Source organism: Nonomuraea sp. NPDC001636 (assembly GCF_040298265.1).
Taxonomy (GTDB): domain Bacteria; phylum Actinomycetota; class Actinomycetes; order Streptosporangiales; family Streptosporangiaceae; genus Nonomuraea.
The window spans coordinates 296,323-308,700 of sequence record NZ_JBEOZT010000004.1 but is presented as its reverse complement, the minus strand read 5'-3'; the positions used below and the strand labels follow the sequence as shown (position 1 = coordinate 308,700).

Genomic DNA, 12,378 nt, shown 5'->3' with positions numbered 1-12,378 from the left:
AAGCTGGTCACCGGGGGTGAACGACGATTCTCTGGGGTGGCGGGCACAGGCGGCCCTTCTTCACGACACCGGTGTTCCTGGTCGGCCTGATCGGGATCACGGTGCTGGTGGTCGGGCTGGACAGGTTCACCGGCGGGGGCGCGGAGCTCGTGCCGGTGCTGATCTTCCTGCCGGCGATCGTGTCGGGTCTGGGCTCGGTGTTGCAGACGTCGATCGCGTCGGTGTGGGTGCTGGCGGTGGTGTCGGCCTCGGTCGCCTATTTGGGCGGCAATCTGCGGACGAACCTGGAGGTCTCCGGCTTCACCGCGGCGTTCGGGCTGATGAGCGTGGTCGGCGCGAGCTACCGGATCCAGCGCGAGGAGGAGGTCCGCCGGTTGCGCTCGGCCGCCGCGGCGTTGCAGCGGCAGCTCGTCAGGCCGCTGCCGCTGCGCTCGATGGACGTGGTCGTGGACGGCCTCTACCAGCCCATCGAGGAGGACACGATGGTGGGCGGCGACATGTACGAGGTGGCGCCGTCGCCGTACGGGACCCGGGTGATGATCGCCGACGTGCAGGGCAAGGGGCTGCCCGCGATCGGCGCCGCGCTGGCCGTGCTGGGCGCCTTCCGGGAGGCGGCCTACCGCGAGATCTCCCTCATGGGCGTGGCCGACGCCCTGGAGGACGCCGTGATCAGGCACAACAGGTTCGCCGCGCACACCGGCGAGCCCGAGCGGTTCGTCACCGCGCTGCTGCTGGACATCGGCCCGGAGCTGGAGGTGGACGCGGTCAACTGCGGGCACATCGCGCCGTACCTGATCCACGGCGGGAACGCCGGGCAGCTCTGGCTCGGCGAGCCGGAGGTGCCGCTCGGCCTGGCCGGGCTGGCGGGCGAGCCGCGCCACGGCGCGCGCTTCGCCTTCCCGCGCGGGGCCTCGCTGCTGCTGTGCACCGACGGCGTGACCGAGGCCCGCGACCGCGACGGCTCCTTCTACCCGCTGGAGCAGCGGCTGCGCTCCTGGGCCCGCGACCCGCCGGCCAGGACCGTCGAGGCCCTGGCCGCCGACCTGAACACCTTCACGCACGGCGCGCCGCGCGACGACATCGCGGTGCTCATCCTGCGCCGGGCCGGGTCGTGACCGCCCGCGCGACCGGACGGCAACTATTAAGAAAGTTTCCTAACAGAAAGCATTGACGGCCCTGGTCACCAGGCTTACCTTCCGATCAACCCCCCAGTCATGCCCCATCGGAGGTGGCCTTGAAGCCCACACGCCTACGCGCGGCCCTGGCCGCGTGCGGCACCTCACTGGTCCTCATCGCGGGAGCCCTGGCCGGTACGGCCACCGCCGCGGCCGACAACGCCGCCTGCCGCCCGGACGGCCTCTACCAGACCCCCGGCGTGGACGTCCCCTACTGCCTGGCCTACGACGAGGACGGCCGGGAGAAGATGGGGGCCGACCACCCCCGCCGCATCATCGGCTACTTCACCAGCTGGCGCACCGGCAAGAACGGCCAGCCCGCCTACCTGGCCGGCAACATCCCGTGGGGCAAGGTCACCCACATCAACTACGCCTTCGCCCACGTCGACGGCAGCAACAAGATCGCCGTGGACGCCGACGCGACCGCGACCGAATGGCCCGGCGTCGCCGGCGCCGAGATGGACCCGGCCTACGCCTACAAAGGCCACTTCAACCTGCTGAACAAGTACAAGAAGCAGTACCCCGGCACCAAGACGCTGGTGTCGGTCGGCGGCTGGGCCGAGACCGGCGGCTACTTCGACGCGAGCGGCGCCCGCGTGCCCTCCGGCGGCTTCTACTCGATGACCACCAACGCCGACGGCTCGGTCAACCAGGCCGGCATCGGCACGTTCGCCGACTCGGTCGTCGCGTTCGTGCGCGCGTACGGGTTCAACGGCGTCGACATCGACTACGAGTACCCGACCTCGATGAAGGACGCCGGGAACCCGCTCGACTGGACCATCGCCAACGCCCGCAGGCCGAGCCTGATGAAGGGCTACGCGGCCCTGATGAGGACGCTGCGCCAGAAGCTGGACGCCGCGGCCGCCGCCGACGGCAGGTACTACATGCTGACCGTCGCCGCCCCCGCCTCCGGCTACCTGCTGCGCGGCATGGAGACCTTCCAGGTCACCCAGTACCTGGACTACGTCAACATCATGTCCTACGACCTGCACGGCGCCTGGAACGAGTTCGTCGGCCCCAACGCCGCCCTGTACGACGACGGCAAGGACGCCGAGCTGGCCAAGTGGGGCGTCTACACCGCCGCCCAGTACGGCGGGCTCGGCTACCTCAACACCGACTGGGCCTACCACTACTTCCGCGGCGCGATGCCGGCCGGCCGGATCAACATCGGCGTGCCGTACTACACGCGCGGCTGGAAGAACGTCAACGGCGGCGCGAACGGCCTGTGGGGCACCTCCAACGGCCCGAGCGGCAGCTGCCCGCAGGGCCTGACCACCTGCGGCGACGGCGCCCGCGGCATCGACAACCTGTGGCACGACGAGGAGAACGGCAAGGAGGTCGGCGCCGGCTCCAACCCCATGTGGCACGCCATGAACCTGGCCAAGGGCATCGCCGGCTCCTACGGCCCCGCCTACGGCCTGGACCCGGCGGGCGACCCCGAGGACCGGCTGACCGGCACCTACACCCGTAACTACAACGCCACCCTGACCGCCCCCTGGTTGTGGAACGCCACCAAGAAGGTGTTCCTGTCCACCGAGGACGACCAGTCGCTCGGCGCCAAGGCCGACTACGTCAGGAACCAGGGCATCGGCGGCGTGATGATCTGGGAGCTGGCCGGCGACTACGCCTGGGACGCGGCCAAGGGCGAGTACTCCATGGGCCAGACCCTGACCGGCCTGCTCTACGACAAGCTCAGGACCGCCGCCCCGTACGGCGCGGCCAAGGCCAAGGTGGCCGTCCCCGCCGAGAAGGTGGACGTCACGATCGAGGCCACCGGATTCCCCGCCGGCGACAGCAACTACCCGATCAACCCCAAGCTCGTCATCACCAACAAGACGCAGACCACCATCCCGGGCGGCGCGGAGTTCCAGTGGGACTACGCGACCTCCGCCCCGAACAACGCCAAGGACCAGTCGGGCTTCGGCCTGCGGGTGATCAGCAGTGAGCACACCGGCAACAACGTCGGCGGGCTCAAGGGCGACTTCCACCGGGTGTCGGTGAAGCTGCCCACCTGGCAGACGCTCGCCCCCGGCGCGTCGGTGACCCTCGACTACGTGTACTACCTGCCCGTCCCCGGCCAGGCGAACTACACGCTGACCTTCGGCGGCAGGACGTACGGGCTGGTCCAGGACCTGGCTCGGGGCGGCGTCGCGCCCAGCCCGAGCCCGACCCCGACCGTCACCCCGACCGGCGGCGCCTGCACCGCGCCCGCCTGGAGCGCGACGGCCGTCTACAACGGCGGCCAGCGCGTCTCGCACAAGGCCCACACGTGGGAGGCCAAGTGGTGGACGCAGGGCCAGGAGCCCGGCACCACCGGCGAGTGGGGCGTCTGGAAGGACCTCGGCGCCTGCTGAGGCGGCGCCGCCGGCCGGCGGGCGGGACGGCGTCCGTCCCGCCCGCCTCCGCCGGCGCGGGCCCTGGGGCGCGGTCAGGTACGCAACCACCTGGAGCAGCCTCTTGCGACGTGACCGTGGGCTACGGAAGGATCGCCAGATCGAGCCCCACCGGTATCCGTGACCCCATGCGTATACCGAGGCCCGTCACCCCCCGCATGGACGACATGGAGAGGCTGTCGTGCAACCTCAGGAGAGCATCGAGCAGTTCGGCTACCGGCAGGAATTACGCCGCGGGGTCGGACTGACCGACCTCGTGTTCTACGGCCTGATCTTCATGGTGCCGATCGCGCCGTTCGCGATCTTCGGCCCGGTCTACAAGGCCTCGGGCGGCATGCCCGTCCTGGCGTACCTGGTGGGCATGGTCGCGATGTTGTTCACCGCGGCCTCCTATGCGCAGATGGTCAAGGCCTTCCCGCTGTCGGGGTCGGTCTACAACTACGCGGGCCGCGGCATCGCCCCGTCGGTCGGCTTCATGACCGGGTGGGCGATCCTGCTCGACTACCTGCTCGTGCCGAGCCTGCTCTACCTGGTCGCCTCGATCGCCATGAACGCCAGCGTGCCGGGGGTGCCGGTCTGGGGGTGGCTGCTCGTCTTCGTGGCCGTCAACACGGTGGTCAACCTGCGCGGCATCCGGATGACGATCACCCTCACCAAGGTGCTGATCACCTGTGAGCTGGTCGTGCTCGGCCTGTTCGTGCTGATCGGGATCTGGGCCCTGCTCCAGGGCCGGGGCCACGGGTTCAGCCTCTCACCGCTGTTCAACCCCGACACCTTCTCCTGGCCGGTGATCTTCGCCGCGGTCTCCGTCGCGGTGCTGTCCTTCCTCGGCTTCGACGGCATCAGCATGCTCGTCGAGGAGTCCGCGGGCGGCTCGGCCCAGGTGGCCAGGGCCATGCGGCTGGCGCTGATCCTGGCCGGGCTGCTGTTCGTCGCCCAGGTCTGGGTGGCCGCGCTGGTGGTGCCCGACCCGGCGGGCCTGCTGAACACCGGCTCCGAGACCGCCTTCTACGACGCCGCCGCCTCGGCGGGCGGCGAGTGGCTGCGGCACGTCACCTCGACGGCCACCGCCATCTCCTGGGGCTTCGCCGACACGCTGGTCGCCCAGGTCGCCGTCTCCCGCCTGCTGTACGCCATGGCCCGCGACCGGCAACTGCCGGCCTTCCTCGCCAAGGTGTCGGTCAAGCACTCGGTCCCGGCCAACGCCATCCTGCTCGTCTCGGCCCTGTCCGTCGGCATCGGCGTGTGGGCCTCGCAGCTCAAGGAGGGCGTCGGCCTGCTGAGCAGCCTGGTCAACATGGGCGGCCTGATCGCGTTCGTCGTGCTGCACGTGTCGGTGATCGTCCACTACCGGGTGCGGCAGCGCTCGTCCGACTTCTGGTCGCACCTGGTGGCGCCGCTGATCGGCATGGCGATCCTGATCTTCGTGATCGTCAACGCCAACATCCTGGCCCAGCGGGTGGGCCTGATCTGGCTCGCCGTCGGCGTCGTCGTCCTCGGCATCCTGTACGCCCGCGGCCGCCGCCCGGTGCTGGACGGCGACGAAAAGGCCGGCCTGACCGGGATCCGGTCGCCGTGACGCGGCCGCCGCTCCACCACGAGCTGTTCCTCATCGGCCACGACCAGTCCGGCAAGCCCCTGGTGCACCAGCACTCGATGGCGCTCGGGCTGGCCGGGGCGGTGCTGCTCGACCTGGCGCTGAGCGGGCGCGTCACGGTCGGGCAGGGCCGGATCACCGTCGTCGATCCCACCCCGGTCGGCGACGCGGTCGTGGACTCCCTGGTCCCGCTGATGGCCCGCGACCGGGCCGAGGGCGAGGCCAGGTTCTGGATCAAGAAGCTGGCCGAGGACGCCTACGACCGCACCCGGCAGAGCCTGGTCACCGCGGGCGTGCTGGTCATGGTGACCAGGCGGCGCATGGGCATGTTGCCGTACACGCGGTACCAGCTCGCCGACATCGCCTCGGTGGTGCGCGCCTCGGCCGGGGTGCGCTCGGCCGTGGAGGGCTGGAAGCAGCCCGACGGGCGCGGCGCGGCGCTGTGCGGGCTGGTGGGGGCGCTGCGGCTGGAGGCCGAGCTCTACCTCGACCAGCCCTCGGCCCGGCTCGTCGAACGCCTGCGGGAGATCGCGGGCGAGCACTCCCCCGTCGTCAGGGAGGTCGTGCAGCTGATCGACGACATGCTCGGCGAGGCCGCGGTCGCGGTCTTCCGCTGACCGCGGGCCGCCTGCCGGGCGAGGCCGCCGGAGTCAGCCGAACAGCTCGCGGATCTGGCCGACGACCTCCACGATCACCGACACCTCGGCCGCGCGCGCCGACAGCCGCTTGAGCGCGTCGAGGACGCGGGAGCGGTCGGGGTCGGCCTGCTCGATCTCCTGCCGCACGTCGGCGACGTCCCGGCGGGCCCGCGCGGGCTCGGTCACCTCCGCCTCGTGCTCGGCGAGCAGGCGTTCCAGCCGGTCGAGCAGCCGGGCCGCCTCGCCGGGGGCCGCGCCGCCCAGGTTGTTGACCGTGGCGCGGGAGTGCGGGCCCACCGCGATCGGGCCGCTCACCTCGCCGCCGCTGATGTGCACGCCGTACGAGCCCGGCGTGGGGGTCTCCTCGTTCGTCACGCGCCCTGCCCTCCCAGGTTGTTGACCGTCGCCGCGGCCTGGTGCCCGAAGGCGACCGGGCCGCTGACCGTGGCGCCGCCGCTGACCGACAGCGTGTTCATGGTCACGCTCGCCGCCTGCAACCGGTAGGCGCCGGTCTCCACGTTCTTGTCCTCCAGGAAGTCGAGGACCGCCTCGGTGAGCCGCTGCTCGATCATCCGCACGTACTTGGAGACGTCGAGCACCTGGATGTGGGTCTGCAGGTCGTCGCCGGCGCCCAGCTCCCGGACGCTGAAGCGGGCGCCGTAGGGGTAGACGATGTGCTTGCGCGGGTCGGGCGCCAGCATGTTCTGCCGGACGGCCTGCACCCCCGTACGGGCCAGCCGGGCGGGCGCGGCCAGCACGTCGCGCAGCAGCCGCAGCTTCAGCGACCTGACCGCCTCCCAGGCGATGCGGCCGCCGGTCATCGTGGGCAGCCGGTCGACCACGTGGTAGGGGCCGTGGGCGGGCGGGAGCACGGTGACCACGAACTGGGTGTAGAGCATCCGGCCCTCGACGGCCAGGTAGATGAACGCGGAGGTGAGCGCCTCCTGGTCCTCGGCGGGCGCGACGAGCCGGCCGTTGCGGTCGCGGATCTCCTGCCCGGCGTTGTTGATCGTGACGCGCTGGTAGTAGCGCACGCCGCCCTGCGGATGGCGGACGACGGCCTCGATCTCCTCGGGCGTGGCGTGGGACCTGGGCAGGCCGTTCTTGCCGATCAGCGGATGGGACGCCGGGGCGCCGCCCTCGTGCCAGTCGGCCACGGTGAAGATCCCCCTGGTGACGACGTGGTCGCCGATGTCGAGCCGCTGGATGCCCTCGTTGGGACGCAGCACCCGGTCGCGCATGTCCTTCAGCCGCTCGCGGACGAAGGCGTGCAGCTCGACGGGGTCGATGTCGACCGGGTCGTCCTGGCGGCGCGGCGGGCCCTCGCGGCCGCGCACCCGGTCGAGCTCGACGGCGATCGACCAGCTCCTGGCGATGGACCCGGCGCCCATGAAGGCGTCTTCGTTGGCGTACATGGTGATGTTGCCCCACTGGGCGCTGCGCACGTAGTCCACGCGATGGGCGGTGCGGGGGCCGGTCGCGCCGGTGACCGGCTCGGGCGCGCCCGGCCGCAGCGTGCCCGCCAGCGTCATGTACGTCGCGATCCGGTAGACCAGCGCCACCCCGAGCGTGGTGAAGGGCACGGCCATCGCCAGCGCCAGCGTGCCGAGCCCCTGGCCCAGGACGTCGGCGACGCCGTAGGAGGGGCCGTCGTCGTAGAAGGAGGAGCTGGACAGGCTCTGCAGCAGGAGCACGGACAGCGCGGTGGAGAACACCGCGGCCAGCAGGAGCAGGGCCATGTTCGCGGCCCAGAACCAGAGCATGGCGCGCAGCACGAGCGAGCCGCGCCGGACCCGCCCCGACGTGAGCAGCACCAGCGGGACGAGCGTCGCCACCCACGCGATCGTGGTCAGCGGCGAGATCACGAACCCGGCCAGGAAGAACACGGTGATGAGCGCGTCGCGGACGACGAGCATCGAGCGCGAGCGCCGGCAGTGGTGGATCACCGGGATGAGGTCGAAGCCGCCGTAGGACGGGGGGACCGCGCGGTAGGGGTCGAACATCAGCTCGCCCAGCACCCGGTCGCGGAACCCGCTGTCGAGGTAGGCGGCGGCGCTGAGGTAGCGGGTGACGTTGCTCATGCGAGGCACGCCGGGGTGGGCCGTGGTGTCCCGCGTGGAGCCGGTGGCGCCGGAGCTGTCGACGGCCATGACCCTCCTTCGTCGGTGAACCCGGCCGAGCTTATGAGGGTCGAGTGCTTTGGGGGGCTCGTTGTTATCAAATAGTCTCGTTCACCGGAAGCGAAGCTCAGGACAAAAGCCCGATAAATCGAAATTCTTCTCTTTACGCAGCATTACCGGAGGGTGTATTGGTCCACCATTCAGGCGCCGGACGGCGGTGCGGGCGATGCGGCAGCGACACCGGCGCCCTCACCCAGTGCCCCCGCTGCGGCGCCCTCCTCCCCGACCCCTCACCCCCCACCTCCTCCGGCCCCTCACCCGCCGCCCCCGGTCCTGCGCAGGGGCCGCCGGGGGACGAGCATCCGCCGCCGCCCTCGCGGTTGCGTCCGCCGGGGTGGCGGCGGCCGGTGGTGCTGGTCAGCGTGGCGGCGGCGTGCGCGACGACGGCGCTGGTCTGGTGGGTGGCCGGGAGCCGCCCGTCCTCTCCGGCGGAGGCGGGCGGGAGCTCGGGCGGCGCGCCGTCGGCCGTCCAGCCCCAGACCTCGCACGAGACGGCGGAAGACCCGGCGACCGGGGACGCCACCCCCACGGACGACCCGGCCGCGAGCACCGGCCCGACACCGAGCACGGACCCCACGGCGGATGCGGCCGGGCAGGCCGGGCGGGTGGACGAGCTGCTGTCCAGCAGCAGTTCCGCCCGTACCAGCCTGTCGGCGGCGATCGCGGACGCGACCGGTTGCCGCCGGTCCGGCGTGACCACGATCGAGGACATCACCGCCGGCCGCCGCGACCAGCTCGCCGCCGCCCGGACGCTGGAGGTGACGGCCCTGCCCGAGGGCGCGGCGCTGAAGCAGACGCTCGTCACCGCGCTCGACGCCTCCTACGACGCCGACACCGCGTTCCTCTCCTGGGCCCGGCGCCATCTGGCGGGCGGCTGCACCGGCCCGGTCTCGGACGACCGCGATTACCGGCGAGGTCTCAGCAGATCGGAGGCCGCGCAGACGGCCAAGGCGCAATTCGCGCAGGCGTGGCGGCCGATTGCGGAGACATATGGCCTGACAATATGGAAAGCCGACCAGATCTAGCCATATTGGCCCATAATTCAGCGTAAGCACCGAAATGCCGATCGACGAGAGGCCGGCGACAGGTCTCGTCAGTGACACGAAGGAGTGCTGCGATGTTCCTGCCACGCCGTGTGTTCCGGCTGGCCGCGGGTGCGGCGGCCGGGTACCTGCTCGCCGTGCGCCCCTGGCACCTGCGCTGGGGCGCGACCGACAGAGAGGTGCACGAGGACCTGCCGGGTGACGAGATCGTGCCGCTCCCCCAGCTCCAGGCCACCCGTGCCGTCACCGTGGACGCGCCGCCGCCGGTCGTGTGGGCCTGGGTGGTCCGGCTCGGCGGCTACCCGGGGCCCGGCACCCGTCCCGGCGCCCGTCCCGGCACCGGACCCGGCGCGCGGGCGGACGCCGCCGGCGAGCCCGCGCAGCCCCCGCACGACCTCAAGCCCGGCGACGTCATGGACGGCGGCGCCTTCGTCGTCGAGCGGATCGAGCCGCCGCACAGCCTCGTGCTGGCCGACCGCGGCGCCGACGCCACCACGACCTGCTCCATCGTGCTCCGCGACACCGGCGGCGGCACCCGGCTGATCTACCGGCTCCGGATGCGCGGCGAGCCGACCGTGCGCGGCGCCGCCCACGTCGCGATGACGGACGTCGGCGACTTCGTCGCGATGCGCAGGCAGCTCCTCGCCGTCAAGACCGGAGCCGAGTCGGCGAGGTGAGCCCGCTGAGCCGGGCCGGTGAGCGAGTAACCGGGTGATTGAGCCAAGCAGCCGGGCCAGTGAGCCAAGCAGCCGGGCCGGGAGCCGGGTCGGGGCGGGCTGAGCGGCCCTGGTTCGGGTTCTCCGCCGCTGCCTTAGGGTTCATGCTGTGGATCAACGGGGAGCGAGCGCGACGGCCGAACGCGCATCCGCCGGCAAGCGTCCCTCACCCCGGCGGCGCAGGCGCTGGTTCGCCTGGACGGTGGTCGCGCTGCTGGCGGCCTGGGCGGCGCTGCGGGTCGGCGGCCTGGAGACCGGCTCCTTCCTCATCCAGCTCATGACGGTGACGCCGATCGGCGCGGGGCTGGCCGCGCTGACCGCGCTGCTGGCGGTCCTCAGGCGCAACCGCCCGGCGGGGCTGAGCGCGGCCGTCGTGGGCATGGTGTTCGTCGCGTGCCTGATCCCGCGGACGTCCGGGGTGGAGCCGGGCAAAGTGATCGAGGGCGTCCCGCTGCGGGTGTTGTCGCTCAACCTGTTCGGATGGGCCGACGCCGAGACCGTGGTCCGCCTGGTGCGCCTGTACGAGATCGACGTGTTCAGCGCGCTGGAGCTGACCCCCGACGCGGTCCGGCGGCTCGACCAGGCGGGGCTGCGCAAGCTGCTCCCCTACCGGGTGCTCCAGGCTGCGGACGGCGCGATCGGCAGCGGCCTGTTCGCCAGGCACCCGCTTCGGCCGCTGCGGGGGCTGTTCACCCCGATCGGCCACAACATGCCGGCCGCCACGCTGTCCCTGCCCTCGGGCGGCAAGGTCGAGGTCGTGGCGGTGCACCCCGACCCGCCGCTCGGCCGGATGGCGGCCGAGTGGGACGCCTCGCTCAAGGCGCTGCCGTCCCCGTCGCCGTCGGTGATCAGGATCCTGGCCGGCGACTTCAACGCCAGCCTCGACCATCGCGCCTTCCGCGACCTGCTGGCCAGGGGTTACGTCGACGCGGCCGACCAGGTGGGCAAGGGGCTCGTCCCGACCTGGCCCAACAACAGGGCGATACCGCCGATCATCACGATCGACCACGTGCTGGCCGACCGCCGGGTGAACGTGGCCAGTACGGAGATCCTCGACGTGCCCGGCACCGACCACCGCGGCGTCTTCGCCGACCTGCGCGTGCCCGCCATCGGCTGACCCGCCGCTGCCTGCCCGGTCACCGCGCCTGCTGCCCGTGCAGCGTCCTGAGGGACGCCTTGAGCAGCTTGCCGGCGCCGTTCCGCGGCAGGCCGGGGACGAGCTCCAGATACCTCGGGATCTTGAAGCGGGCCAGGCGGCCGTCCAGGTGGGCGAGCAGTTCCCCGGGCTCCGCGCTCGCGCCCGGCCGCAGCACGACCAGCGCCTTGCCGGTCTCCCCCCACTTCTCGTCCGGTACGCCGATCACCGCGCACTCGGCCACCGCCGGATGGGCGAGCAGCAGGTTCTCGATCTCGGCCGGGTAGACGTTCTCACCGCCGGAGATGTACATGTCGCTGATCCGGTCGCGGATGTGGACGTACCCGTCCTGGTCGGCCACGCCGATGTCGCCCGACCTGAACCAGCCGTCGGCGGACAACACCTTGGCCGTCTCCTTCGGCCGCCGCCAGTAGCCGGGCATGACGTTGGGGCCCTGGACGTACACCTCGCCGGGCTCGCCGGGGGCGGCGGGCGAGCCGTCGGGGGCGACCAGCCGCACGTCGGTGAAGAAGCACGGCACCCCGGCCGAACCGGGCCCGGCGTCCGGGTGCCCCGCCCCGAGGAAGAGCGCGCCCGGGGAGGTCTCCGTCATGCCGTACCCCTGCAGGAACGGCAGCCCGCGCTCCCGGTACGTCCTGACCAGCGGCTCGGGCACCGGCGCTCCCCCGCACAGCAGGTGCCGCAGGCTGGACAGGTCGGCCTCCGCCCAGCGCGGCGACCGCGCGAGGGCCGCGAACATCGTCGGCACGCCGAACATCATCGTGACCCGCTCGGACTCGACCAGGTCGAACGTCCTGTCCACCCCGAACGACGGCTCCAGCAGCGCCCTGCCGCCCTTCAGCACAGTCGGCACGAGCGTCTGCGCCAGGGCCGCGATGTGGTAGAGCGGCGCGCTGACCAGCGTCACCTCGTCGTGCGCGAGGGGCACGTCGACCAGCAGGTTCACGGCGTTCCAGATGAGGTTGCCGTGGGTGAGCATCGCGCCCTTGGGGCGGCCGGTGGTGCCCGAGGTGTACATGATCAGGCAGAGGTCGTCCTGGCTCACCGGCTCGTCCACGGGGTCGGCGGGCGCGCCGGCGATCAGCTCCTCGAAGGCGTCCTGGCCCAGGTGCCGGCCGGGCAGGCCGTCGCCGTCCTGGCCCGCGCCGAGGACGACGACGCGGGCGCCGGAGTCGTCCAGGAGGAAGCGCAGCTCGGGCGCGGCCAGCCGGGCGTTGAGCGGGACGAACGCCGCGCCCAGCAGTCCGGCGGCGAAGAACGTCTCCACCAGGGACGGGTGGTTGGGCCCGAGATAGGCGATCCGGTCGCCGCGGCCCACGTCCAGGCCGGTCAGCCCGTGGGCCAGGCGGGTGACCCGGTCGTACAGGTCGCCGTAGGTGCGGTCGATCCCCTGGTAACCGACGGCGGGCCGGGCGGGCGTCATCCGCGCCCTGCGTGCCGGCCATGACCCAAGCCCCTGATTGCGCATCGGCACTCCTTG

General features: G+C 72.1%; 10 protein-coding genes. 7 read left to right on the top strand and 3 right to left on the bottom strand.

The features are described 5' to 3' along the window. Positions 1-71 precede the first annotated feature (71 nt). From ABT158_RS11130 to ABT158_RS11115, 4 genes are all read left to right on the top strand, one after another. Positions 72-1,115: a PP2C family protein-serine/threonine phosphatase gene (locus tag ABT158_RS11130; protein WP_352352606.1), complete on the top strand. Its 1,044-nt coding sequence runs from the start codon at positions 72-74 to the stop codon at positions 1,113-1,115. 119 nt (positions 1,116-1,234) lie between these two features. Next, entirely contained in the window at positions 1,235-3,529 is a 2,295-nt protein-coding gene (locus ABT158_RS11125; protein ID WP_352352605.1) for a chitinase C-terminal domain-containing protein, read from the top strand. Positions 3,530-3,749: 220 nt separating this feature from the next. Then, positions 3,750-5,147 carry an APC family permease gene (locus tag ABT158_RS11120; protein WP_352352604.1) on the top strand — a complete coding sequence of 466 codons (1,398 nt, stop codon included), beginning with the start codon at positions 3,750-3,752 and terminating at the stop codon, positions 5,145-5,147. After that, positions 5,144-5,782 (top strand): GOLPH3/VPS74 family protein, encoded by a 639-nt coding sequence (locus ABT158_RS11115; RefSeq protein ID WP_352352603.1) that lies wholly within the window; start codon positions 5,144-5,146, stop codon positions 5,780-5,782. The genes ABT158_RS11120 and ABT158_RS11115 overlap by 4 nt, the downstream gene beginning before the upstream one ends. A gap of 33 nt (positions 5,783-5,815) precedes the next feature. On the opposite strand, the gene ABT158_RS11110 is transcribed toward ABT158_RS11115, so the two are convergent. Then, positions 5,816-6,178, bottom strand: coding sequence for a hypothetical protein (locus tag ABT158_RS11110; protein ID WP_352352602.1), 363 nt, complete (start codon positions 6,176-6,178; stop codon positions 5,816-5,818). Continuing rightward, entirely contained in the window at positions 6,175-7,953 is a 1,779-nt protein-coding gene (locus ABT158_RS11105; RefSeq protein WP_352352601.1) for an AbeC-like domain-containing protein, read from the bottom strand. Before ABT158_RS11105 ends, ABT158_RS11110 begins: the two co-directional genes overlap by 4 nt. Positions 7,954-8,111: 158 nt before the next feature. On the opposite strand from ABT158_RS11105, the gene ABT158_RS11100 reads away from it, so the two are divergent. The 3 genes from ABT158_RS11100 to ABT158_RS11090 all read left to right on the top strand — a co-directional run bounded on the left by ABT158_RS11100 (position 8,112) and on the right by ABT158_RS11090 (position 10,859). Beyond that, positions 8,112-9,008 carry a hypothetical protein gene (locus tag ABT158_RS11100; RefSeq protein WP_352352600.1) on the top strand — a complete coding sequence of 299 codons (897 nt, stop codon included), beginning with the start codon at positions 8,112-8,114 and terminating at the stop codon, positions 9,006-9,008. 92 nt (positions 9,009-9,100) lie between these two features. Continuing rightward, positions 9,101-9,703, top strand: coding sequence for an SRPBCC family protein (locus ABT158_RS11095; protein WP_352352599.1), 603 nt, complete (start codon positions 9,101-9,103; stop codon positions 9,701-9,703). A 148-nt stretch (positions 9,704-9,851) separates the two neighbouring features. Then, positions 9,852-10,859: an endonuclease/exonuclease/phosphatase family protein gene (locus tag ABT158_RS11090; RefSeq protein ID WP_352352598.1), complete on the top strand. Its 1,008-nt coding sequence runs from the start codon at positions 9,852-9,854 to the stop codon at positions 10,857-10,859. A gap of 19 nt (positions 10,860-10,878) precedes the next feature. On the opposite strand, the gene ABT158_RS11085 is transcribed toward ABT158_RS11090, so the two are convergent. Then, the gene (locus tag ABT158_RS11085; RefSeq protein WP_352352597.1) at positions 10,879-12,321 is read right to left on the bottom strand and encodes an acyl-CoA synthetase; all 1,443 of its coding nucleotides are present in this window, start codon (positions 12,319-12,321) and stop codon (positions 10,879-10,881) included. Positions 12,322-12,378: the final 57 nt, after the last annotated feature.